This is a genomic window from Christensenella timonensis, assembly GCF_900087015.1.
Classification (GTDB): domain Bacteria; phylum Bacillota; class Clostridia; order Christensenellales; family Christensenellaceae; genus Christensenella; species Christensenella timonensis.
Genome location: NZ_FLKP01000002.1, coordinates 753,033 through 775,763 on the forward strand (window position 1 = coordinate 753,033; position 22,731 = coordinate 775,763).

Below are 22,731 nucleotides of genomic sequence, written 5' to 3' on the forward strand. Positions count from 1 at the left end.
GGCCTGCAAAAATGCAAGGCTTTTTTTGTAGTGAAAAAAGAGACAATGCGTATATTATTTTAATGAAAAAACCAAACTGATCAGGGAATGTTTTTTTAGATATAAGTGGCGTAAATAAAGCGAATTTTTTGCATTGAAAATAAATTTAATTTAAAATAAAAAAGACGTTGCGCATATATTATACAAATAGTATACTTGAATCAGATAGTATATGTCGGCTGGCCAATATGAAAATTATAAATTTTAGTAAAAGGTAAAGAAAGATGAAACTTACTACAATTTATGCTGCGAAAATATTGGGATATATCACATCCCGTAAAAATGCCCTGACAACAGCAGGGGAAATCGTGGAGCATGTTGGTATTTCTTACCAATATTGCTTAAAAATCATGGGGGAAATGAAAAATGCGGGGATCCTGGTCTCGGAGCAAGGGCGCAATGGCGGCTACCAATTGCGTCCCGGAGCTGAAGATGTGAGCCTTTATGAAGTTTTACACCTCTTTGAATACCGCCCTGAAGAAACCGACCAAAACTCAGACGACGATCCGTTCCGTTGTTTTATGAAACAGCTTTATGAAAAGGAAGCGGAAGACCTGAAAAGGCGTACCATCCGCGATCTTTATGCCGGCATGAATGCAGAGGAAACGAACAACGACAAAGCCGGAAAAAAAGAACGCATATCCATAACCTAACGGAAAGGACAACACGACCGTAATCGCAAACCGATGCCTGCGGTACGGCAAACAAAAACACCGGGGAAATTCCCCCGGCGTTTTTTGTTTGTGGTTTTTGGTTTATTTCATCGCTTCTTCCACCGCAACGGCCACCGCCACGGAAGCGCCGACCATCGGGTTGTTGCCCATGCCGATGAGGCCCATCATTTCTACGTGGGCCGGAACGGAAGAGCTGCCGGCGAACTGTGCGTCGCCGTGCATACGTCCCATGGTATCCGTCATGCCGTAAGAAGCCGGGCCTGCGGCCATGTTATCGGGGTGCAGCGTACGACCTGTGCCGCCGCCCGAAGCGACGGAGAAGTATTTCTTGCCGTTTTCGATCGCCCACTTTTTGTAGGTGCCCGCAACCGGGTGCTGGAAACGCGTCGGGTTGGTGGAGTTGCCTGTGATGGAAACGTCCACGCCCTCGTGGCGCATGACCGCGACGCCTTCGTTTACGTCATCGCAGCCATAGCAGCGCACTTTGGAACGGTCGCCGTCCGAATACTTTGTTTCGGAAACAATGTTGAGCTTGCCTGTCGCGTAATCATAATCCGTTTCAACATAGGTAAAGCCGTTGATGCGGGAAATGATCGTCGCGGCGTCTTTGCCAAGGCCGTTTAAGATAACCTGCAGGTTTTCCTTGCGGACTTTGTTCGCCGTCTTTGCGATGCCGATCGCGCCTTCCGCCGCTGCGAAGGATTCGTGGCCGGCGAGGAAGCAGAAGCACCGTGTCTGTTCTTCCAAAAGCATGGCGGCCAGGTTTCCGTGGCCAAGGCCAACGAGACGCTGCTCCGCAACGGAGCCGGGGATGCAGAACGCCTGCAGGCCGATGCCGATTGCGCAAGCCGCTTCGGAAGCCTTCGCGCAGCCTTTTTTGAGCGCGACTGCCGCGCCCAGCGTATACGCCCAAACCGCATTTTCAAAAGCGATGGGCTGGATGCCGCGGACGATGCCGTCTACGTCAAGACCTTTATCGATCGTGTACTGTTTTACTTCGTCAAGAGAAGAAAACCCGTATTCCTTCATGCATTTTTCGATCTGGGCAATTCTTCTTTCATAACCTTCAAATGTTGCCATAGTAATCGCCCTCCTTATTCTTTGCGCGGGTCGATGTATTTGACCGCGTCCTCGTACCTGCCGTATGTACCGATGTTCTTCTCGTAAGCAACCTTCGGTTCCACGCCGTTACGGATATCTTCCATCATCTTGCCCATGCGTACGAATTTGTAGCCGATGACTTCGTCGTTTTTGTCGAGCGCCATCTCGAGGATGTAACCTTCGGCAAGCTCTAAATAACGAACGCCCTTTGCATTGGTGGAGAAAATGGTACCCACCTGCGAACGGAGCCCTTTGCCGAGGTCTTCAAGACCCGCGCCAATGGGCAGCCCGCCTTCGGAGAACGCCGTCTGCGTACGACCGTAAGCGATCTGCAGGAACAGCTCGCGCATTGCCGTGTTGATCGCGTCGCACACGAGGTCGGTGTTGAGCGCCTCTAAGAGCGTCTTGCCGACGATCGCTTCGCCAGCCATAGCGGCGGAGTGCGTCATGCCCGAGCAGCCGCTGGTTTCGATCAACGCTTCTTCGATGATGCCGTCTTTTACGTTGAGCGTGAGCTTACACATACCTTGCTGCGGAGCGCACCAGCCTACACCGTGCGTAAGACCGGAGATGTCTGTGATCTGTTTGGATTTTACCCATTTGCCTTCTTCAGGTATCGGAGCAGGGCCGTGGTGCGGTCCCTTTTTCACGCATACCATTTCTTCTACTTCTTTTGAGTATTGCATGGGATTTTCTACCTCCTTAAAAATTGATTACCTTAATAATAAAATACTAAGTCATACAAAGGCTATTATAGCATATTCAAAGGGGGATAGTCATTATATTTTTGCGAATTTCATACGGGCGGGCGGACGACGCTCACGTTTAGGCCGCTTTTACGCGCGAGCGACACCGTATAAGCTGTTCCGCCGTAAATGTGCGGGTCGAGCAGGGCGACCATGTGCGCGGAATGTGCGACCATCCATTCGTTGCGCTTCAGGTAGCAGCCGTCCGTATAGCCGCGCTGCAAAAGAACGCTGCCGTCCGCCTGCGAAAGCAGCCATTTGTAATGCGCCTGCGCGCCGGCGTCCCAGTCCTGCGCCTGTGAGAGGCAGGGGATCACGCAAATGAGGCGCAGGGGAAGTTTATAGATATGGCGCAGGCGCAAGACGAGATCGCCGCACAGCATGTCCGTGCCCTGGGCCATGCCGCACAAAAAGGTATCGCAATGGAACACGAGGGCTTTGGCCAGAATCTCGAGGGAAAGGGTATTTTCAAGCTCCTTGCAGCGCGGGTCGGCACGGTCGCCGAGCAGCGGGACTTTGTGCGGGCGGTGGCCGGTAAAACAACAGGTCGTTTCTTTATTCATATTTATCACCTCGTTATTTGCTATTGTACGTCGGATACTACGTAAAATCAATACGCCGGATACGATGTTAATTAAACTTTTTGTAGGGGTGATATTATGGAAAAAACATATCGGATCCGCATTCGAGAATTACGCGAAGATCATGACTTATCGCAGGCAAAGGTAGCAGAAGTATTAGGAACCTCACAACAAATGTATTCGAGATATGAAACCGGCGAACATGAAATGCCGATCATGCACCTTGTTACGCTCGCGAAATTTTACCGCGTGTCGGCGGATTACATTTTGGGCTTGAGCAACAGGAAATAGCATAAAGAAGGCGGTCAAGTGTTTGCGCGAACGAGTTTAACGGCGCGAAGCGCAGTTGGGTGTTTGAAGTGCAGCGCAAATACTTGCCACCTTGAACCAGCGGATTAAAACATCTCCCAAAAGGGTATTTATAAAGCGGGAAACATCAGGGAAACAAAGGAGTTTTGTGCATGACGTGGTTATGGATCGTGATCGCTGCTGTGATCGTCGCCTTTTTTATCGTTGTACTGGTGGCGGCAAACAAAATTTTTGATGTGGCGGTAAACGCCCAAAAGACAAAGGAAAAAGTCCTCAAGACCAATGCAAACAAGAAGGATGCGGACGCGCAGGCAAAGCAGGACGAAAAAGCGCGGGCGCGCGAATGGCTTTCAGGGCAGGATTTTGTGATGCATACGCAGACCGCCTTTGACGGCCTGAAGCTTGTGGCGCGCGAGCTGCCGCCTGCAAAGCCGTCGCATGTATGGGTGGTTTGCATCCATGGGTTTTCGGGAAGCGGCTTAAGCCTTGGCGTGGCGGCAAGGCACTGGCATGGCAAAGGCTACCATGTGTTTTTGCCAGACCTGCGCGGAAGCGGGGACAGCGAGGGAGACTATTACGGCATGGGCTGGCTCGACAGGAAGGACATCATACAATGGATTTGCGGTACCGTCCTGAAAAAAGACCCGCAGGCACAGATCGTGCTGCACGGGGTATCGATGGGGGCGGCGACCGTTATGATGACGACGGGGGAAACGCTGCCGCCGAATGTGCGCGCGGCCATCGAGGACTGCGGTTATACCTCCGTATGGGAGGAATTCACGATACAACTGAAAAAGGTATTCGGTTTGCCGCAATTCCCGATCATGCACATCGCGAACGGGATGGCAAAGCGCCGGGCGGGGTATTCCTTCAAGGAGGCATCCTCGGTCGCGCAGGTGGAAAAATCGCAGACGCCGACCCTTTTCATCCACGGCGACGCAGATACGTTCGTACCGTTTTTTATGCTTGACGAGGTGTATGGCGCGGCGGTGTGTGAAAAGGAAAAGCTGGTGGTGCACGGCGCACAGCACGGCGAATCTGCGACGCTGGAGCCGGAGCTTTACTGGAAAACGGCGGAGGCATTTATTGGGCGTTACCTGGACTAGGCGCAGTATGTGTTTCCGCAAGGCTAAAATGGTTTATTCAATAGAAAAACCAAGGAGAAAATGATGAAACCTGTGAATATTTATAAATGCAAGCAAAACGACGCGACGCTCGTGCAGCTCAACTGCAACGAGGTGACGTTTGACGGCCTTGAAGCGTTGGACACCGATACGGCGAGCGGAGACCCGGAAAAACACGTCCCCGTACTGGAATTTTCAGGGGATACGCTCCATGTAAAGGTGGGAAAGGCGCCGCACCCGATGACCCCGCAGCATTATATCGAGTGGATATTGGTCAAGACGGAGGACGGCGGGCTTTACCGCACGAACACGCCGGACGGCCTGCCGGAGGCGCTGTTCTCCCTGAACCAGGAAAAGGTCGTCGAGGTATATGCCTATTGCAACATACACGGTTTATGGAAAGCGGAGCAGACCGACAGCGACCGCGACCTGGAAAAAATCGTATGTTCGGCGGAATTTTCGGACACCTGTATAGATACATGAGTAAAAAGAACGGATAGGGCAGCGCAAGACAGAGGGAATATGCACGAGCGGAGCAAGTTATGCTCCGCTTTTTTGCATTTGCAGGGTAGATATCGCGGGGAAAATAGTAAAAATTGCAAGTTTTAAAATTTGAAGTTGCAAAAAATAGGAAATGGTTTTCATTTTGTCTTGTATTTACGCGGAAAAATAGCTATAATGCTAAATGTATACTTATTTTTATGAGAGGACAAAGGACTGATGTATCGATTTGCAAAACGCTTTGACGGTGTGGGCGGCAGTGAGATCCGGAAAATCTTCGGATTGCTGGCTGTTCCGGACATGATCTCGTTCGCCGGCGGGAATCCGTCGCCGGAGCTGTTTCCGGAGGAAACGCTTGCGGAGATCAGTGAAGAAATTATTGCGGAAAACGGAAAGAGCGTGCTGCAATACGGCGGGACGCTGGGCGTTCCGGCGTTTATCGAGCTTCTAAAATACCGTAACGAGGATATCATGAAAGAAACGGACGATCTCGTCGTGCTTTCGGGTTCTTCGCAGGGCATTGATTTTTTTGCGCACACGATGATCGAAAAGGGAGACGTGATACTTGCGGAGTCGCCGTCCTTTTTGGGCGCGCTGCAAACGTTCCGCCTTGCGGACGCGGATATCAAGACGGTATCTATGCAGCCGGATGGGATCGACACGGCGGAGCTCGAGGAAAAGATCAAGCAATATAATCCGAAGTTTTTATATACGATCCCCACGTTCCAGAACCCCTCGGGGATCACGATGAGCGGGCAAAAGAGGCAGAAGGTATACGATACCTGCGAAAAGTACGGCGTGCTCATCTTAGAGGACGACCCATACGCGGAGCTGCGGTACAGCGGGCAGCCGCTTGAAAGTATCAAATCTTACGACCAGAGCGGCATTGTCTGCAAGCTGGCGAGCTTTTCCAAGACGATCTCGCCCGGGCTGCGCGTGGGGTATGCGATCGCGCATAAGGACATCATCGCGAAGTTCAACCTGTTAAAGCAGGGCGCGGATGTACATACCTCCAATCTGACGCAGGCGATGGTCATGGAATTTTTGAAGCGCGGGTATTATGACGGCCACGTCAAAATGCTGTGCGCCGAATATAAGAAGCAGCGCGACGCGATGTGCGGCGCGATCGACAAATATTTCCCGCAGGATGCGGTGCGCACCGACCCGGAAGGCGGGCTGTTCGTATGGGTGACCCTGCCGGAAAAGGTAAACGCGCGCGAGGTATTCGACGCATGTGTGGCGCAGAAGGTCGCGTTTGTCGTAGGGCCTCCGTTCTTTGCGGAGGGCGGCCACGAGAATACGCTGCGTATGAACTTCTCCATGCCGACAATCCCCGACATTGAAAAGGGCGTGGAGCGTATGGGGCAGATCATCAGGGAATTTGTGTAACCGTGCCAGGGCTCGCGCCTTTTGGAAAAGTATAGGAATGTTAACTGCGAAATTTTAGGAGTTTAGATAAATGGCAAACGTTTTTGACACATTACAGGAAAGAGGCTTTTTAAAGCAAACGACCCATGACGGGTTAAAAGAGATGCTCGGCAGGGAAAAGGTCAAGTTTTACGTCGGGTTTGACGCGACGGCAGACAGCCTGCACGTGGGGCATTTCGTACAGTTGATGGCTATGGCGCACATGCAGCGCGCGGGCCATGTGCCGATCGTCCTCATTGGCGGCGGTACGACGATGATCGGCGACCCGAGCGGGAAATCTGACATGCGCAAGATGATGACGCGCGAGATCATCGCGCACAACGCAGACCGTTTTCGCGAGCAGATCGGCAAGTTCCTCGATTTTTCGGACGGTAAGGCGCTGATGGTGGACAATGCCGACTGGCTTTTAGACCTCAACTATGTGGAGTTTTTGCGCGAGATCGGCACGTGTTTTTCCGTCAACAGGATGCTGACGGCGGAATGCTATAAGCAAAGGCTGGAAAAGGGACTGACGTTTTTTGAATTCAACTATATGCTGATGCAGGCATATGACTTTTTGGTATTAAGCCGTAAATACGGCTGCACGCTGGAGATGGGCGGGGACGACCAATGGAGCAATATTTTAGCGGGCGCGGACCTCATCCGCCGCAAGGAGCAAAAAGAGGCGTATGGCCTTACCATTACCCTGCTCTTAAAGAGCGACGGCAAAAAGATGGGCAAGACGGAATCGGGCGCGGTATGGCTTGATCCTGAAAAGACGTCCCCGTATGATTTTTACCAGTATTGGCGGAACGTGGCGGACGCGGACGTCAAGACGTGCCTTTCGCTGCTGACGTTTTTGCCGATGGACGAGGTGCGGAGGCTTTCGGCGTTAAAGGATCATGAGATCAATGATGCAAAAAAGATACTTGCGTTTGAGATAACAAAACAGGTGCATGGGCAGGCGGCGGCTGTAGAAGCGCAGACCGCGGCGGAAGCGCTTTTTGGAAGCGGCGGCGCCGGCGGCAGCATCCCGACGACGCAGATAAGCGCGGCGGAGCTGGCAGAGCACCCGCAGCTTTTGGACATCATGATCGCGGCGGGGCTGACGAAGTCGCGCGGGGAAGGCCGCAGGCTTATAACACAGGGCGGCGTTCTCCTGAACGGCGAAAAGGTGACGGATGAATTTGCGTCTTTGAGCGAGGCTGATTTGGCAGGCGGCGGCGCGATGATCAGGAAAGGAAAGAAAGTTTTCCATAAGATCATTTTGAAATGATATGGAGCTGAAAGGATACACATGCCTCGCGCAGCGGGTGGAACATGAGATTGTTATTAAGAAATCGCGCTTTATTTGCGCGCTGATCCCGGCGGAGGACGAGCAGCAGGCAGCTGCGGAGCTCCTGAAAGTCAAAAAGAAGCATTACAACGCAGCGCATAATTGCTCCGCAATGATTTTGAAACCGGACGCGTCGTTTGAAAAAAGCTCGGACGACGGGGAACCGCAGGGCACGGCGGGGCTGCCTATGCTGGAGGTTTTGCGGCACAGCGCCCTGACAAATATCCTGGCGGTAGTGACGCGGTATTTCGGCGGGACGCTGCTTGGCGCGGGAGGGCTCGTGCGCGCCTATTCAGCCAGCGTTTCCGAAGCGCTGGATGAGGCCAAAACGATTGAGATGATCCCGGCGGTGGAGCTTGGGTTCGTGGTAGAATATGCGGATTATTCCAAACTGCAAAGCATCGCCAGCGAATACGGCGCACAGGTCACGGCCGAATTTACGGACAAGGTAACGGCGCGCATGACGCTGCGCCGGCTTGCGTTTGAACAGGTGAAGAAAAAGGTTCAGGAAGCTTTTTTCGGTATGGATGTGATGGAGCTTTTGGGGGAAAGTTACATCAGGCAGACGGGGGATTTTAAAAAATAAATATATATATTGAAGAGGATGATGAAGATGGAAATCAAATTTTTGGAGACGGATGGACTGAAGAAAAAGCCGGAGGACGAAAGCAATCTTGGTTTCGGAACGATTTTTTCGGATTATATGTTCATTATGCGCTACACCGAAGGACAGGGGTGGCACGACGCCGAGATCAAGAAATATGAGGATTTCAAGATTTCGCCCGCGGCGACCGTATTCCATTACAGCCAGGAGGTTTTTGAGGGCCTGAAGGCTTACCGGCAGGTAAACGGGGATATTGTCCTGTTCCGTGCCAAAGATAATTTCAAGAGGATGAACAACTCCGCGAGGCGCCTGGCGATGCCGCTTTTTGATGAAGCGTTTGCGCATCAGGCGCTGCGTGAACTGGTGAAGATCGACCAGGACTGGATCCCGCACCAGAAAGGGACGGCGCTTTACATCCGCCCCAACTATATTGGGATGGATCCGTTTATCGGCGTACGCGCGGCAAGGGAATATGCATTTTATATCATGATGGGGCCGGTGGGCGCTTACTATGCAAACGGCCTCCAGCCGGTCAAAATCCTGATCGAAAAGGAATATACGCGCTCTGCCAAGGGCGGCATGGGCTTTGCAAAAACAGGCGGGAACTATGCGGCGAGCCTGATCGCGGGCGTTGAGGCGCACGGGCAGGGCTGCGACCAGGTGCTTTGGCTGGACGCGGAAGAACGTAAGTATGTGGAAGAGGTCGGCTCGATGAACATCATGTTTGTCATCGACGGCAAGCTGGTAACGCCGGAGCTCGACGGGTGTATCCTGCCGGGGATCACGCGCGACAGCGTAATGACGATCGCACGCGATATGGGGATCGAAGTAGAAGAACGCAGGGTATCCGTAGAAGAAGTGGTCGAAACGGCGAAGTCCGGGGCCATGAGCGAAGCGTTTGGCACAGGGACGGCCGCAGTCGTGAGCCCGGTGGGCGAGTTCATGTACGGCGACGAGACGGTGACCGTGGCAGGCGGAAAAATGGGCAAGCTTGCGCTTGAGTTTTATGATATACTGACAGGGATACAGTACGGCGAAATCAAGGATAAATTCGGTTGGACTGAAACGATATAAGGCGTCTGGCCTTTAAGCGGAGGTAAACAAACTTGAAGAAATTAGTATCAGTCATACTGACGATCGCGATTATACTGACCCTATGCCTTGCGCTCGGCGGCGTTGCGTCTGCCGCGGGCGTGAGCATCAAGGCGACAGTCAGTCCGGCATCCCTCGCGGGGGCAGGCAATGTGAAGCTGAACGTTGAGGTGGGCAATACATCAGGTGTGACGATATCAAATCTGCAGCTGCATTATCCGGGCAGCGGGGATACCGTTTCACTTGAGAATATGGCATCCGGCGATACGCAGACCTACAGCAACTCCCAGTGGGCGATCTCTGAAGATATGATCGGCAATGAGATGGCTTTTGAGCTGACGTTTACGGCGGAGGACGGCTCGGAAAAATCGGTGAGCACACAGCCATTCACGATCACGCGCAAGGAAAGCGTGGTGGATGTGTCGGGCGACGCGAGCGCAAGCACGGATACGATCAAGGCGGGCGACAAGGTCAAGTTTACTTTTGTGCTGCAAAACGACGGCAACGTCAAGATCACGGATTGTGCGTTGAAAGCACCGCCCATCAAGGACGGCGCGCAGATCGGCGATACCTTTTCCCTGTCCGCAGGGCAGAAACGGACGCTGGAGTGGTCGACCGTCCTAAACGACAGCACGGATGTAAAACCTTCGTTTACCTATAAGGTGAACGGCGAGACAAAAACGCTCAAGCTGGATACGATCAGCATCACCGCGGAGGGCAAGGATAAAAAAGCCGCGATGACAGTGAGCGCTACGGGCGACAACACCACAGTAAGGAGCGGGGACAAGGTCAAATTTACCATTGACGTCAAGAACAGCGGCAGCGCCGACCTGAAAAACCTGAAGGTCGTAGACCAGAACGGTAACAGCGTGTCCATGGATTCCAAAACGCTCCCGGCGGACGGAGGGTCGGCAGGAGGAACGCTGGAGGTAACGGTCACACAGGACGGGAGCTATACGTTTACCGCCACGGCGACGGACAGCGACGGCAACGAGGTCAAGGCAAGCTCGGCGGCGATACAGGTCAAGGTGGATGCGGAGGCGACCCCGACGGCCAGCGTGGACGTAAGCAACGTGATCCGCCTGGACGCGACCATCAGCACACAGGAGTTAAGCAAACCCGGCCCGGTTTCTTTTGAGTTCAAGATACATAACCTGTCGGGCGAAACCCTCACGGACGTCATCATTTCAGAGGCGACGCTGGGAGAGATCGCGAATATCGCTTCCATGCCTGAGGAAGAACAGACGGTGCCGTATACGGCGCAGGTCGATAAGACGGGAAGCTATACATTCACCTTAAAGGCAACGCTGCCGGACGGGACGACGGTAGAAACGACCACCGCCCCGGCGACGATCACGGTAAAACAGGCGGCAGGCGGGATGATGAACCTGCTCGTGCTCATGATCGTGATCATATGCGCGATCATCGGCGTGGCGATCGCCCTTGGTGTGGTGGTGCACAAAAACAAAAAGAAGAACGGCGGGAAGAATGGGAAACCGCGCCCGCAGAAGGAGCGCGGGTATGAAGAACGCCCGCAGCAGAGGAGCGAACAGCCAAGGGCGCAGCAGCGCAGGCAGCAGAGGCAGATGCCGCAGGAATCCATCGAGCCGCGGCCACAGCCGCAAAGGCAGAAGCAGCAGCGCCCGGCGAAGAAGAACGGCGGTTCCGGTTCCAGATATGGCGACAGGAACAAGTTCTGATGAAAGTACATTTAAAACGGCACGGCGGTTATCCGCTGTGCCGTTTTTGTATGGGGCAAATCCTGCTGCGGAAATCAAAAACACCGCTTCTGATGGGATTTGTCACATGTTTTCTGCTTGCTGCACTGGTAGCATATCTCGTTGTACAAAGGCTCGTCGTCAAAATAGGCTTTCAGGTTTTCCAGCGTGGTATGCGCGATGTTCTTAAGCGCCTCGTCCGTGAGGAAGGCCTGGTGCGAGGTAACGATAACGTTGGGCATGGTGATCAGGCGCGCCAGGATATCGTCCTGCATGATGGTATTGGAGAAATCCTCGAAGAAAAGGTCGCTTTCCTCCTCGTATACATCGAGGCCCGCGCCGCCCAGCTTCCCGGACTTGATCCCTTCTAAAAGCGCGTCGCTTTTGATGAGCGCGCCGCGCGACGTATTGATGAGGATCACGCCCCGCTTCATTTGCGCGATCGTTTGTTCGTCAATGACATGGTAGGTGTCTTTCGTCAGCGGGCAATGCAGGGAAATGACATCGGAATAGCGGCACAGCTGCTTTAAGGTCACATATTCCACATCCACATTCGGATTGGGAAAAGGGTCGTAGGCGACCACGCGCATGCCGAAGCCTTTGCAGATATCGATGAATACCTGCCCGATCTTGCCGGTACCGATCACGCCTGCGGTCTTGCCGTGCAGATCAAAGCCGGTCAGCCCGTTAATGCTGAAATTGAATTCGCGCGTGCGGTTGTAGGCATGGTGGATCTTGCGGTTTAAGGTCAGCAGCAGGGCCATTGCGTGCTCTGCGACCGCATACGGAGAATAGGCGGGGACGCGCAGGATATGTATTTTTCCCCATGCGGCTTTAAAATCGATGTTGTTGTAGCCCGCGGCGCGCATGGCGACCACGCGGATGCCGTTATCATATAATGCGGCGACGGTGCCTGCGTCGATGGCGTCGTTGACGAAAGCGACCACCGCGTCGCAGCCGCTGGCAAGAACGGCGGTATCCCTGTTGAGCTTGTTTTCATAATATTTGAACTCAAAACCGTACGCCTGCTTCAGTTTGTCGAACCAGACCCGGTCGTAAGGCTTCGTATCGTAAAAGGCGATCCTGATCATTGCTTTGCACTCCTTGCCATCATATCGGCGTATACCTGCTCCATGCGGTCAAGCATATAGTCCACCCGGTAGGTTTCCCCCAGCGCGCAGTAGCGGGGCGAATATTTTTCCCGTTCCTTTTCGTGGGAAAGCCACCAGTCCATTTTTTGCTGCAGGTCGTCCGCACTCCCTGCTTTAAATAAACTGTGAGGCGTGAGCGCAAACTGTTTGGTCGCCGAAAGCCTGGAATCGCTGATGACGGGGACGAGGCCGCATGAAACCGCTTCCAGGCAGGAGATCGCCTCCACATCCACGTCGGAGGCATGTACATACAGGCTGCAGGAGTTGATGAGCCGGACGAGCTTTTCTGTTGGGTAAAACGCGAACTCCGCCGTTACCCCCAATTTCCTGGCCAGGCGGCGATAACGGTTTTCCTCCGGCCCTTTTCCGGCGAATATGAGCCGGATACGCTTTTGATAACGGCTTTTGGCCGCGGCGCGGATGATCAGGTCTTGCCGTTTTTCGGGCGACAGCCTGCCGATCATCAGGACGCGGAAGTTTTCGGGGCGGGGGATATCCGGCAGCTTTTGGAAGCGATCGTCCACGCCGTTGGAAATGACATGCAGGTTTTGCCTATAACCGTGCGCCTTGAGCTCGTCGGCGATAAACTGGCTGGGACAGTGGATATCGTCAAAATAACGGTAAAACTGCCGGTGGAATTGTTTGTAGAAAATATCGGCCGCGCCTGCGAAGGGAATGACTTTGATATTGTAAATAAAATTTTCCGGCTGGATATGGAACCCGGCGATCACGGGGATGCCGCGCTCGAGCGCCATCAGCCCGGCGGCCTTTTCCAGCTTGAAGGGCTGCATCAGGTGGACGACGCCAGCCCCGTCGAGCGCGCGGCCGAGGACATCCGCCTCCGCCCTGCCAAAGGTGACGCTCTGGAGCTTTGCAACCTCGCTCACCAGCGGGATATACCGTTTTTTGACACGGTAAAAACAGGGATCATCTACATCGCCGGAGGCGACGACCCTTACCTCGTGTCCGCGCATACGCAGACGGTCAACATACCGTTTGGCGGAAATAATGATGCCGTTTGACAGTTCGTCGTACATATCTACGACAAATGTGACGACCACATAAACCCCTTCTTTTAAACCACGTTATTGATCGATGATCTGCATTTCAAATTTATCGTAAGGGAACTTATCGATAAAATCATCCTGCTTAAACATCACCTTGCGGAAAAGCCCGAGTTGTTTGGTGTGGGCGGTATGCCACATGGGAACCTCGATATCGAATTCCTTGGAAAAATGCTCAAGGCCATCGAGAAGGGCAGCGGACATATCTTCCTTGTCACTGGTGTATGTATCCGCCTTCAACACTTTTCCGTCCATTAAGATTTTTCCCCAGAGTGTGAGCATGCCGTAACCATCCTTTTGTTTATTGATAACAGATTGCGCGGGGGGAAAACATTTTTGCCTCCCGTTCCTTTTATTATAAAGGGATATGCGCCAAAAAGGAACCGCTGCCACTTGAAAAAAGTTCGATTTGCGTATAAAATGTACAACATATTATTTGTTATGGAAAAACGGAGGTACGCATTAAAATGGGAAAACCGCTGGGTTATAAAATTTTGGAAGAACACCTCGTATCCGGGGAAATGATTCCCGGAAGCGAGATATCGATCCGTATCGATTATACGCTGACACAGGATTCCACGGGAACGATGGCTTATTTGCAGTTCGAGGCAATGGGCATCGACCGTGTAAAGACGAAAAAGTCGGTGGCGTATATCGACCACAATACGCTGCAGAGCGGTTTTGAAAATGCGGATGACCACAATTATATTATGAGCGTGGCCAAAAAGCACGGGATCTACGCTTCCCGCCCGGGGAACGGGATCTGCCACCAGGTGAACCTTGAGCGCTTCGGCGTGCCGGGGGCGACGCTTTTGGGGTCTGACAGCCACACGCCCACGGGCGGCGGCATCGGTATGATCGCGATCGGCGCAGGCGGCCTTGACGTTGCCGTTGCCATGGGCGGCGGCGCGTATTACCTGAATTGCCCCAAATTTGTTAATGTGGAGCTGAAGGGCGAGCTTAGCGCGGGCGTTTCGGCCAAGGATGTGATTTTGGAAGTGCTGCGCGTCTTAAGCGTCAAGGGCGGCGTGGGCAAGATCATCGAATATACGGGCGAGGGCGTTAGCACGCTGTCCGTACCCGAACGCGCGACCATCACCAACATGGGCGCAGAGCTGGGCGCGACGACGTCCATCTTCCCCAGCGACGAGGTGACGCGCGAATTTTTGAAGGCACAGGACAGGGAAGCGGACTTTAGGCCCCTTAGCGCGGACGCGGATGCGGAATATGACGAGCATATTGTGATTGATTTAAGCTCCTTAAAGCCGATGGCGGCGATGCCGCACAGCCCTGACAACGTAAAGACGATCGAAGAAATTGGAAAAATAAAAGTCGACCAGGTATGCATCGGAAGCTGTACGAACGCTTCGTACCGCGACCTCATGCGCGTGGCGGCTATTCTCAAGGGGAAAACGGTTTCCCCGCATACGAGCCTGACGATTTCGCCCGGCTCCAAGCAGGTGATGAACATGCTGGCGAAGAACGGCGCGCTTGCCGATATGATCGACGCGGGTGCACGGATCCTTGAATGTGCCTGCGGCCCGTGCATCGGCATGGGGCAGTCCCCGGCGACGGACGCAGTATCCGTGCGTACGTTCAACCGCAATTTTTTTGGGCGCAGCGGGACAAAGAGCGCAAGCGTTTACCTCGTAAGCCCGGAAACGGCTGCCGTAACGGCTTTAAACGGGTATCTTTCAGATGCGCGCGAGCTTGCCGACCTTTCCATCCTCGACGTTGCGATGCCGGAAAAATTTGAAGTGAACGACAACATGATCGCGCCGCCCGCGGATTGCGCGTGCGATGTGGAGGTCGTGCGGGGGCCGAACATCAAGCCCTTCCCCATCAATTCGGAAATGCCGGATGAGATCGGGGCGGAAGTGATGCTTAAGATGGAAGACAATATCACGACGGACCACATCATGCCTTCCAACGCGAAGCTGTTGCCGTACCGCTCGAATATTCCGTACCTTTCGGACTTTTGTCTGGCGCCGGTGGACGAGACATTCCCCGCCCGCGCGAAGAAAGCAGGGAAATCCATCCTCGTTGCGGGCCAGAACTACGGGCAGGGCTCGTCCAGGGAACACGCGGCACTTGCGCCGCTATACCTCGGCGTGAAGGCGGTCATCGCCAAGAGTTTTGCGCGTATCCACATGGCCAACCTGATAAACAGCGGGATATTGCCGCTTGTGTTTGTCAATGAAGCGGATTATGATACTATCGACCAGGGCGATGTATTGAGGATCGCAGACGTACGCGGAAGCGTGGATGGCAAAGATGTGTTCACCGTGGAAAACGAAACCAAGGGAACGAGCTTTGAGGTACGCCTGGAGGCTTCGGAGCGCCTGCGCAAGATCCTCCTTGCGGGCGGGCTTTTGAACTATACAAAGAAAAACGCGCAGTGAAGAATTGCGGGCATAGAAGCGGGGAAGCGTACAAAACGCTCCCTGCTTTTATTGACATTTACAGCAGATTAGAATATCATTATACTGTCTAAATTTCGTCATTGTTTCGTTGGCGGGATGGACGGCAAATGATTGGAGGAAATATGAGTATACGCATCCTGGGGACAGGAAGTTACCTGCCGGAAAAAATAGTAACGAACGAGGACTTTGAAAAGATAATAGATACGTCGGACGAATGGATCACCAAGCGTACGGGCATCAAACGCCGCCATTATGTGGAAAACGGCATGTGGAACAAGGATATGTGCGTGATCGCGGCCACTATCGCAATGAAAGAGGCGGGTATTACAAAAGACGACCTCGGCGGTATCGTGGTTGCATCCGTTACCAACGAGATGGGCGTTCCTTCGGTGGCGAGCCAGATCCAGAGGGAGCTTGAGATCCCGCAGGCCATCTGCTTTGATGTGAATTCCGCGTGTACCGGCTTCATGTTCGCTTTAAAAGCGGTGGAAGGACTGCTGCGGCCGGGCGGAAAGCCGTTCCTCGTGTGCGGGAGCGAAACGCTGTCCCGTTTTATGAACATGGACGACCGTGCGAGCTGTATCCTGTTTGGGGACGGCGCGGGCGCGGTGGTCGTGGAACACGGCGACAACATGAAATATTTCGAGGTGTATTCCAAGCCGGACGTAAACGAAACGATCGTGATCAACGGTATGAATACATTAAAAGACGGTGTGCTGCAGCCTTCCTATGCAACGCTCAAGGGCAGGGAAGTGTACGTGTTCGCAACGCGCGAGGCGGAGCGGGTCATCCGCGCGGCGCTCGAAGCAACAGGCCAGGCGCCGGAGGACATCGACTGGTTCCTGATGCACCAGTCCAATTACCGTATTACGAAAACGATCGCCGGGCGGCTTAATATGCCGATGGATAAATTTTATTCCAATATCGACGACACGTCGAACACATCTGCGGCGAGCATCCCGATCGCACTCGACCAGATGAACAAGAAGGGTATGCTCAAAAGAGGAGACAGGCTTGTGATCGCCGGTTTTGGCGGCGGGCTTTCTTCCGGCTGTGCGGTCTATGATTGGTAAGAACGCTTTAAGCGTATCAAATAACAAATGATTTTCTGGGAGGAAAATAAACATGATTTATGAGAAGATTGCAGGCATTATCAGTGACAAAATGGATATTGACGTAGACGAGATCACAATGGACTCCAGCTTTGAGAGCCTGAAGATCGATTCGCTGGACATGGTTGAGATCGTTATGGACATCGAAGAAGAATTCGACGTTTCGATCGAAGAAGCGGAGAACCTGAAGAGTGTTTCTGACCTTGTAAAATTCATCGAGGACAACAAATAAGAAACACGGCGTATCCTGGTATAATTTAGAAGTTTTGAGGCTGCGGACGTTCCCGGTTTGGTGAGCGTCCGCATGCGCTATCTTTTTGGAGGAAAAAAACCTTTGGGTAAACTTGCAGTGCTTTTCGCGGGGCAGGGCGCACAGAAAACGGGTATGGGCAAAAACCTGTACGATCATGTGGCCGCTGCACGTGAAATATTCGACAGGGCAGAAAAGGTGCGGCCGGGTATCACGGAGCTGTGTTTTTCGGGCGCGCAGGAAGAACTGAATAAGACGGTCAATACGCAGCCGGCTGTTTTCGTAATGGATGCGGCGGCATATGCCGCGCTTGCAAGCGCAGGCATCAAGGCAAGTGCGGGCGCGGGTTTTTCGCTTGGCGAATACGCGGCGCTCTATGCGGCAGGGGTGCTCTCGTTTGAGGATACGCTTTCGCTTGTGATAAAGCGTGCACAGTGGATGCAGCAGGCGGGAGACAAGCAGGCGGGCGCGATGTGCGCGGTACTGGGACAGGAAATGAGCGCGGTAGAGGCGCTGGCAGCGCAGTTTGCAGGGGGCGGCGTGCTTATGCCCGTCAATTATAACTGTCCGGGACAGATCGTTGTGGCGGGGGACAGCGACCGTATCGACGAGATGATCGCCTATGGAAAAGAAAATAAGATAAGGTGCAGGAAGCTACCGGTTTCGGGAGCGTTCCATACTTCCCATATGGAAGAGGCTGCACGAAAGATTTCGGATACAATCAAGGATATGGAATTTACGGCGCCGGCGTTTACGCTGTATGCGAACCGCACGGGTAAGCCTTACAAAATAGACGACATGAAACAGGTGATGGCGGAGCAGACGTCGCATCCTGTTTTGTTTGAGCAGATCGTCCGCGCGATGGGCGCGGAGGGATATGATACGTTCGTGGAGGTCGGGCCGGGCAAGACGCTCGCAGGCTTTGTGGGACGGATCAGTGAGCAGGCGCAGACGTTTCATGTAAATGATTTTGAGTCGTTTACACAGGCGGCAGAGGCGCTCAAACCGATGGGATTTTAAGCGGAGGAGAAACAAATGGCAAAGACAGCAGTTGTGACAGGCGCGTCGCGCGGGATCGGAAGGGCGGTTGCGCTGCGCCTTGCAAAGGACGGCAATAACGTAGTCGTGAACTATCTGTTTGACGACGAGGATTATGCAGGAACGGTAAAAGAGATCGAGGCGCTGGGCGTGAAAGGTATTGCCATCAAAGCGGATGTCAGTAAATTCGATGAAGTCAAGGAAATGATGGAAAAAGTCAAAGGGGAATTCGGGACGGTCGATATCCTCGTGAACAATGCGGGCATCACCCGCGACGGACTTTTGGCACGGATGAAGGAAGAGGATTTCGACGCGGTCATCAATGTGAACCTGAAAAGCGTGTTCAATTGCTGCCGTCATGCGGTTCCTTATATGATGAAGCAGCGGAGCGGACGCATTATCAACATGGCTTCCGTGGTCGGCCTTTCCGGACAGGGCGGGCAGACGAACTATGCGGCTTCCAAGGCGGGGATCATCGGCTTTACGAAGTCCCTGGCAAAGGAGATCGGCTCGCGCAACATCACGGTGAACGCGGTGGCCCCGGGTTTCGTGGAAACGCCTATGACGGATGCCATGCCGCAAAAAGCGCGTGAAGAAATCTTAGGCAGCATCCCGCTTGGCCGCGGCGCTACGGTAGGCGATATTGCGGACGCGGTATCGTTTTTGGCGGGCGAGCAGGCAGGGTATATCACCGGACATGTGTTGTCGATCAACGGCGGCATGTACGCATAAGTTGCGCCCGCCTCTTTTGCAAAAAGTTGTTTTTACAGCGCGTTTCCGCTTGTAAAGCCGGTTGATTTCTGACGAACGCAGCCAATAAGAAGTAAACGCAGACAAACATTAACAGGAGAAGATAATTTATGGCAAGACGTGTAGTTGTAACAGGATTGGGTATCCTTTCGCCTAACGGGAACACGGTTGAGCAAGCGTGGGAGAATACCAAAAACGGTGTGAACGGTATCGGCCCCCTTACGAAGGCGGGCGCGGAAGGCCTTCCTGTTCATTTTGCAGGTGAGCTGAAGAACCTTGATGTACTCGATTATCTTGATAAAAAAGAAGCGCGGCGGCTTGACGAGTATGCGCAGTTTGGCGTGATCGCGGGCGACCAGGCAATGGCGGACGCAGGATTTGAGCTGGGAAAAGAAGTCCCCTATGATCCATACCGTTTCGGAGTCTTGGTAGGCAGCGGAATCGGCGGCCTCGATACGATGGAAAAGGAAGTCACCAAACTCAACGAAAAGGGATTCAAGCGCGTTAACCCGCTTCTGATCCCGATGATGATCGGGAATATGGCGTCTGGACAGCTTGCCATCAAGCATAAGCTGCATGGTTATAACACGACGATCACGACGGCGTGCGCGTCAGGAACCCATTCCATTGGCGACGCATATCGGCTGATCCGGGACGGTTATATGGATGCGATGCTTGCGGGAGGCTCGGAATCGCCGATCAAAATGCTTGCCATATCCGGCTTTTTGGGACTGCATGCAGTCACCACGACAGAAGAACTGGACCGGGCCTCCATTCCATTCGACGCGGAGCGCAGCGGCTTTGTGATCGCGGAAGGCGCTGGGGTGATCGTCCTTGAGGAATATGAAGCGGCCAAAAAGCGCGGCGCACGTATCTATGCTGAAATCGGCGGCTACGGCGCTACGAGCGACGCATACCACATGACGGCCCCGGAGCCGACCGGCGAAGCGCTTGCAAAAGCGATGCAGTTTGCGCTTGACGAGGCGCATATGAAGCCATCGGATATTTCTTATATCAATGCGCACGGGACATCGACGGAATTGAATGATAAAACGGAGACGATGTCGATCAAAAAAGTATTTGGAGAAGAAGCGTATAAGGTGGCGATCTCTTCGACGAAATCGATGACAGGGCACGCCCTTGGCGCGGTCGGCGGCATGGAAGCGGTATATACCGTCAAAGCGATTGAAGAGGGATTTATCCCACCGACGATCAATTACCGGGTGAGCGATCCGGAATGTGACCTTGATTATACGCCCAATACAGGCAAAGAAGCGGATATCCAGGCTGCGCTTTCCGATTCGCTTGGTTTCGGAGGGCATAATGCAGTGCTTTTATTTAAAAAAGCCGAGTAAAAGGAGATAAAACAGTGGATTTAAAATCGATACTGGAACTTTTGAAAGCCGCGGATAAATCCGGCTTTGACACATTGGAACTGAATGACAAGGATTTCAGCCTGAAATTAGAGCGCAATGCGGATCTGCCGGCACAGCAGGTCGTGGTTGCGGCCCCTGCACAGGCAGCTGCCCCCATGGCGGCGCCGGTGGCCGCTGCGGCTCCTGCGGCGGCTTCCGTTTCGGAGGCTGCTGTCGCGGCCAGCGAAGCGCCGGTTGCTTCTGTCGACAGGGGCAAGGAGATCGTTTCGCCGTTGGTGGGCGTTTTCCATAAACTTGCGGAAGGCAAAGCGGTCAAAATTGGCGATAAGCTCAAAAAGGGCGACGTTGTTTGCATGGTCGAGGCCATGAAACTGATGAACGAGATCACGATGCCTGAAGACGGCGAGATCACGTGGGTCGCATGTGAAGAAGGCGACAGCGTGGAATATGGCCAGCTGCTGTACAATTACAAATAAGGAGAACGGCTATGATCGATCAGGAAGGCATCAAAAAAATCATCCCGCACCGTGATCCGTTCCTGTTTTTGGACGAGGTGCTCGAATGCGAAGTTGCAAAATATACGAAGGCGTTATGGCGTATCCGTGAAGATTTGTTCTGCTTCAAGGGGCACTTCCCGGGCAACCCGATCTTGCCGGGCGTACTCATTACCGAGGCGCTTGCACAGGCGGGGGCGGTCGCGATCTTGCAGGATGAACGCTTCAAAGGCCGTTTGGCTGTATTCGGCGGGATCGACGGCGTACGCTACCGCGGGATGGTAGTGCCGGGCGACGACCTTATTCTGGAAACGGAAATCCTGCGGCTTTCCGCGATGGGCGGCAAGGGCAAGGTAAAAGCCACCGTGAATGGTAAAGTTGTGTGCGAGGGAGAGATCCTGTTCGTCCTCGTAAAGCAGGATTAAGGGATTCTTTGCAGCGATAATCGGCGCGGGGGAAAGGCCGCCGCGTATTTGAAGGAGAACACGAATGATAAACAAGGTTTTGATTGCTAATCGCGGCGAGATTGCTGTGCGCATTATCCGCGCATGCCGCGAGATGGGGATAGAAACCGTTGCGGTATATTCTACGGCGGACGCAAATGCGCTGCATACGCAGCTGGCGGACGAAGCGTTTTGTATCGGGCCGCCGGCACCGAAGGACAGCTATCTGAGCGCTTACAATATCCTTTCGGCGGCAAGCATATCGGGTGCGGACGCGATCCATCCCGGGTATGGTTTTTTGTCGGAGAACTCGAAGTTTGTGCGCATGTGCAATAAAAGCAATGTGACTTTTATCGGGCCGGATGCACAGGCCATGGAAAAGATGGGCGACAAGCTGATGGCACGGCGCATCATGACACAGGCGGACGTACCGATCATCCCGGGCTCGCTGGACGCCTTAAAGGATGCGAAGGATGCCAAGAAGATCGCCAAAAAGGTCGGTTACCCGGTCATGATTAAAGCGGCGAACGGGGGCGGCGGACGCGGTATCCGTAAAGTGGATAAGGAAGCGGATATCGAAAAAGCATTCGATGCGGCTTATAAAGAGGCGCTGGGCGCGTTTGGCGACGGTACGCTTTATATGGAAAAATGTATCATGGATGCGCGGCATATTGAAGTACAGATCATGTGCGATAATTACGGCAATGCCGTTTACCTTTACGAACGCGAGTGTTCGCTGCAAAGAAGGAACCAAAAGGTGATGGAGGAAGCGCCGAGCATTGCTTTTGATAGCAAGAAGCGCGCCGAGATCGGCGAGGCGGCTGTGCGTGCGGCAAAGGCCTCCGGTTATAAAAATGCGGGAACGATCGAGTTTTTGTACGACGAGCCTTCGGGAAAATATTATTTTATGGAACTCAACGCACGTGTGCAGGTGGAGCATCCCGTGACGGAAATGATCACCGGGGTGGACATCGTGCGCGAGCAGATACTTGTGGCAAGCGGGGCAAAGTTGTCGTTTGCACAAAAGGATATCCCACTGATGGGGCATGCGATCGAGTGCCGCATCAACGCGGAAGACCCGACCAAAAATTTTATGCCGTCCATCGGCACGATCGAGGCGCTGCACCTGCCGGGAGGGCCGGGCGTGCGTTTTGATACGGCGATGTATACGGACTACAAGATCCCGCCGACATACGACAGTATGATCGGCAAGCTCATCGTCCACGCGCCTACGCGCGAGCGGGCGATGGCGAAAATGCGTGCGGCCTTAACGGAGCTTGTTGTGGACGGGGTGGAGACCAATGCGGATTTCCAGCTCGACCTCCTAAACAACGAGGACGTGATGGCAGGACGGCTCGATACCGGGCTTGTGGCACGTATTATGGAGGAAAAATAACA

24 protein-coding genes are annotated in these 22,731 nt (G+C 53.5%); 18 read left to right on the forward strand and 6 right to left on the reverse strand.

All coding sequences use genetic code 11. From position 1 onward, the window contains the following. The first annotated feature begins 263 nt into the window (after positions 1 to 263). The gene (locus BN6471_RS05110; protein WP_066646169.1) at positions 264 to 692 is read left to right on the forward strand and encodes an RrF2 family transcriptional regulator; all 429 of its coding nucleotides are present in this window, start codon (positions 264 to 266) and stop codon (positions 690 to 692) included. A 102-nt stretch (positions 693 to 794) separates the two neighbouring features. Here the strand turns inward: BN6471_RS05110 and BN6471_RS05115 are convergent, their stop codons facing one another. The 3 genes from BN6471_RS05115 to BN6471_RS05125 form a co-directional block, all read right to left on the reverse strand. After that, a complete protein-coding gene (locus tag BN6471_RS05115; protein ID WP_066646170.1) occupies positions 795 to 1,793 on the reverse strand; it encodes a GGGtGRT protein in 999 nt (332 codons plus the stop codon). A 14-nt stretch (positions 1,794 to 1,807) separates the two neighbouring features. After that, on the reverse strand, positions 1,808 to 2,500 hold the full coding sequence (locus tag BN6471_RS05120) for an iron-sulfur cluster assembly scaffold protein (RefSeq protein ID WP_066646172.1): 693 nt from the start codon (positions 2,498 to 2,500) through the stop codon (positions 1,808 to 1,810). Between the two features lie 110 nt (positions 2,501 to 2,610). Further along, positions 2,611 to 3,123 (reverse strand): SLOG family protein, encoded by a 513-nt coding sequence (locus BN6471_RS05125; RefSeq protein WP_066646174.1) that lies wholly within the window; start codon positions 3,121 to 3,123, stop codon positions 2,611 to 2,613. A gap of 96 nt (positions 3,124 to 3,219) precedes the next feature. Here BN6471_RS05125 and BN6471_RS05130 point away from each other — a divergent pair, with 96 nt between their 5' ends. The 8 genes from BN6471_RS05130 (at position 3,220) to BN6471_RS05165 (ending at position 11,214) form a co-directional block, all read left to right on the forward strand. Then, positions 3,220 to 3,432 carry a helix-turn-helix domain-containing protein gene (locus BN6471_RS05130; protein ID WP_066646175.1) on the forward strand — a complete coding sequence of 71 codons (213 nt, stop codon included), beginning with the start codon at positions 3,220 to 3,222 and terminating at the stop codon, positions 3,430 to 3,432. Between the two features lie 170 nt (positions 3,433 to 3,602). Continuing rightward, positions 3,603 to 4,556, forward strand: coding sequence for an alpha/beta hydrolase (locus BN6471_RS05135; RefSeq protein WP_066646177.1), 954 nt, complete (start codon positions 3,603 to 3,605; stop codon positions 4,554 to 4,556). A 72-nt stretch (positions 4,557 to 4,628) separates the two neighbouring features. Beyond that, entirely contained in the window at positions 4,629 to 5,057 is a 429-nt protein-coding gene (locus tag BN6471_RS05140) for a desulfoferrodoxin family protein (RefSeq protein ID WP_162270178.1), read from the forward strand. A 237-nt stretch (positions 5,058 to 5,294) separates the two neighbouring features. Beyond that, positions 5,295 to 6,464 carry an aminotransferase-like domain-containing protein gene (locus tag BN6471_RS05145; protein ID WP_066646184.1) on the forward strand — a complete coding sequence of 390 codons (1,170 nt, stop codon included), beginning with the start codon at positions 5,295 to 5,297 and terminating at the stop codon, positions 6,462 to 6,464. Between the two features lie 70 nt (positions 6,465 to 6,534). Beyond that, positions 6,535 to 7,758, forward strand: a complete 1,224-nt coding sequence (gene tyrS, locus BN6471_RS05150; RefSeq protein ID WP_066646185.1) for a tyrosine--tRNA ligase — start codon at positions 6,535 to 6,537, stop codon at positions 7,756 to 7,758. Between the two features lies 1 nt (position 7,759). Further along, positions 7,760 to 8,404, forward strand: coding sequence for a YigZ family protein (locus tag BN6471_RS05155; protein WP_066646186.1), 645 nt, complete (start codon positions 7,760 to 7,762; stop codon positions 8,402 to 8,404). A gap of 27 nt (positions 8,405 to 8,431) precedes the next feature. Continuing rightward, positions 8,432 to 9,496: a branched-chain amino acid aminotransferase gene (locus tag BN6471_RS05160; RefSeq protein WP_066646187.1), complete on the forward strand. Its 1,065-nt coding sequence runs from the start codon at positions 8,432 to 8,434 to the stop codon at positions 9,494 to 9,496. 32 nt (positions 9,497 to 9,528) lie between these two features. Next, a complete protein-coding gene (locus BN6471_RS05165; RefSeq protein WP_066646189.1) occupies positions 9,529 to 11,214 on the forward strand; it encodes a COG1361 family protein in 1,686 nt (561 codons plus the stop codon). 74 nt (positions 11,215 to 11,288) lie between these two features. On the opposite strand, the gene BN6471_RS05170 is transcribed toward BN6471_RS05165, so the two are convergent. Genes BN6471_RS05170 through BN6471_RS05180 form a run of 3 tightly spaced genes read right to left on the reverse strand, consistent with a single transcriptional unit; the run spans position 11,289 to position 13,702 of the window. Continuing rightward, entirely contained in the window at positions 11,289 to 12,323 is a 1,035-nt protein-coding gene (locus BN6471_RS05170; protein WP_066646191.1) for a 2-hydroxyacid dehydrogenase, read from the reverse strand. Next, positions 12,320 to 13,444 (reverse strand): glycosyltransferase, encoded by a 1,125-nt coding sequence (locus BN6471_RS05175; RefSeq protein ID WP_066646194.1) that lies wholly within the window; start codon positions 13,442 to 13,444, stop codon positions 12,320 to 12,322. Before BN6471_RS05175 ends, BN6471_RS05170 begins: the two co-directional genes overlap by 4 nt. A gap of 24 nt (positions 13,445 to 13,468) precedes the next feature. Next, complete coding sequence (locus BN6471_RS05180; RefSeq protein WP_066646195.1) at positions 13,469 to 13,702, reverse strand: hypothetical protein; 234 nt, start codon at positions 13,700 to 13,702, stop codon at positions 13,469 to 13,471. Between the two features lie 212 nt (positions 13,703 to 13,914). Here BN6471_RS05180 and BN6471_RS05185 point away from each other — a divergent pair, with 212 nt between their 5' ends. The 9 genes from BN6471_RS05185 (at position 13,915) to accC (ending at position 22,729) form a co-directional block, all read left to right on the forward strand. Beyond that, positions 13,915 to 15,849, forward strand: a complete 1,935-nt coding sequence (locus BN6471_RS05185) for an aconitate hydratase (protein ID WP_066646196.1) — start codon at positions 13,915 to 13,917, stop codon at positions 15,847 to 15,849. 143 nt (positions 15,850 to 15,992) lie between these two features. Next, positions 15,993 to 16,943, forward strand: coding sequence for a 3-oxoacyl-ACP synthase III family protein (locus BN6471_RS05190; RefSeq protein WP_066646199.1), 951 nt, complete (start codon positions 15,993 to 15,995; stop codon positions 16,941 to 16,943). Between the two features lie 52 nt (positions 16,944 to 16,995). After that, positions 16,996 to 17,214, forward strand: a complete 219-nt coding sequence (locus BN6471_RS05195; protein WP_066646200.1) for an acyl carrier protein — start codon at positions 16,996 to 16,998, stop codon at positions 17,212 to 17,214. A 102-nt stretch (positions 17,215 to 17,316) separates the two neighbouring features. Then, positions 17,317 to 18,252 carry an ACP S-malonyltransferase gene (locus tag BN6471_RS05200; RefSeq protein WP_066649788.1) on the forward strand — a complete coding sequence of 312 codons (936 nt, stop codon included), beginning with the start codon at positions 17,317 to 17,319 and terminating at the stop codon, positions 18,250 to 18,252. A gap of 15 nt (positions 18,253 to 18,267) precedes the next feature. Then, positions 18,268 to 19,002 carry a 3-oxoacyl-[acyl-carrier-protein] reductase gene (gene fabG / locus BN6471_RS05205; RefSeq protein WP_066646201.1) on the forward strand — a complete coding sequence of 245 codons (735 nt, stop codon included), beginning with the start codon at positions 18,268 to 18,270 and terminating at the stop codon, positions 19,000 to 19,002. A 128-nt stretch (positions 19,003 to 19,130) separates the two neighbouring features. Then, on the forward strand, positions 19,131 to 20,375 hold the full coding sequence (gene fabF / locus BN6471_RS05210) for a beta-ketoacyl-ACP synthase II (protein WP_066646202.1): 1,245 nt from the start codon (positions 19,131 to 19,133) through the stop codon (positions 20,373 to 20,375). A 14-nt stretch (positions 20,376 to 20,389) separates the two neighbouring features. Next, positions 20,390 to 20,872 carry an acetyl-CoA carboxylase biotin carboxyl carrier protein gene (locus BN6471_RS05215; RefSeq protein ID WP_066646208.1) on the forward strand — a complete coding sequence of 161 codons (483 nt, stop codon included), beginning with the start codon at positions 20,390 to 20,392 and terminating at the stop codon, positions 20,870 to 20,872. 11 nt (positions 20,873 to 20,883) lie between these two features. Next, positions 20,884 to 21,315: a 3-hydroxyacyl-ACP dehydratase FabZ gene (fabZ, locus tag BN6471_RS05220; protein WP_066646211.1), complete on the forward strand. Its 432-nt coding sequence runs from the start codon at positions 20,884 to 20,886 to the stop codon at positions 21,313 to 21,315. A gap of 64 nt (positions 21,316 to 21,379) precedes the next feature. Beyond that, complete coding sequence (accC, locus tag BN6471_RS05225; RefSeq protein ID WP_066646214.1) at positions 21,380 to 22,729, forward strand: acetyl-CoA carboxylase biotin carboxylase subunit; 1,350 nt, start codon at positions 21,380 to 21,382, stop codon at positions 22,727 to 22,729. Positions 22,730 to 22,731: the final 2 nt, after the last annotated feature.

Coding starts and splice junctions, on each gene's coding strand:
- BN6471_RS05110 (WP_066646169.1), top strand. CDS start 264: ATGAAACTTACTACAATTTATGCTGCGAAAATATTGGGATATATCACA.
- BN6471_RS05115 (WP_066646170.1), bottom strand. CDS start 1,793: ATGGCAACATTTGAAGGTTATGAAAGAAGAATTGCCCAGATCGAAAAA.
- BN6471_RS05120 (WP_066646172.1), bottom strand. CDS start 2,500: ATGCAATACTCAAAAGAAGTAGAAGAAATGGTATGCGTGAAAAAGGGA.
- BN6471_RS05125 (WP_066646174.1), bottom strand. CDS start 3,123: ATGAATAAAGAAACGACCTGTTGTTTTACCGGCCACCGCCCGCACAAA.
- BN6471_RS05130 (WP_066646175.1), top strand. CDS start 3,220: ATGGAAAAAACATATCGGATCCGCATTCGAGAATTACGCGAAGATCAT.
- BN6471_RS05135 (WP_066646177.1), top strand. CDS start 3,603: ATGACGTGGTTATGGATCGTGATCGCTGCTGTGATCGTCGCCTTTTTT.
- BN6471_RS05145 (WP_066646184.1), top strand. CDS start 5,295: ATGTATCGATTTGCAAAACGCTTTGACGGTGTGGGCGGCAGTGAGATC.
- tyrS (WP_066646185.1), top strand. CDS start 6,535: ATGGCAAACGTTTTTGACACATTACAGGAAAGAGGCTTTTTAAAGCAA.
- BN6471_RS05155 (WP_066646186.1), top strand. CDS start 7,760: ATGGAGCTGAAAGGATACACATGCCTCGCGCAGCGGGTGGAACATGAG.
- BN6471_RS05160 (WP_066646187.1), top strand. CDS start 8,432: ATGGAAATCAAATTTTTGGAGACGGATGGACTGAAGAAAAAGCCGGAG.
- BN6471_RS05170 (WP_066646191.1), bottom strand. CDS start 12,323: ATGATCAGGATCGCCTTTTACGATACGAAGCCTTACGACCGGGTCTGG.
- BN6471_RS05180 (WP_066646195.1), bottom strand. CDS start 13,702: ATGGACGGAAAAGTGTTGAAGGCGGATACATACACCAGTGACAAGGAA.
- BN6471_RS05185 (WP_066646196.1), top strand. CDS start 13,915: ATGGGAAAACCGCTGGGTTATAAAATTTTGGAAGAACACCTCGTATCC.
- BN6471_RS05190 (WP_066646199.1), top strand. CDS start 15,993: ATGAGTATACGCATCCTGGGGACAGGAAGTTACCTGCCGGAAAAAATA.
- BN6471_RS05195 (WP_066646200.1), top strand. CDS start 16,996: ATGATTTATGAGAAGATTGCAGGCATTATCAGTGACAAAATGGATATT.
- fabG (WP_066646201.1), top strand. CDS start 18,268: ATGGCAAAGACAGCAGTTGTGACAGGCGCGTCGCGCGGGATCGGAAGG.
- fabF (WP_066646202.1), top strand. CDS start 19,131: ATGGCAAGACGTGTAGTTGTAACAGGATTGGGTATCCTTTCGCCTAAC.
- fabZ (WP_066646211.1), top strand. CDS start 20,884: ATGATCGATCAGGAAGGCATCAAAAAAATCATCCCGCACCGTGATCCG.
- accC (WP_066646214.1), top strand. CDS start 21,380: ATGATAAACAAGGTTTTGATTGCTAATCGCGGCGAGATTGCTGTGCGC.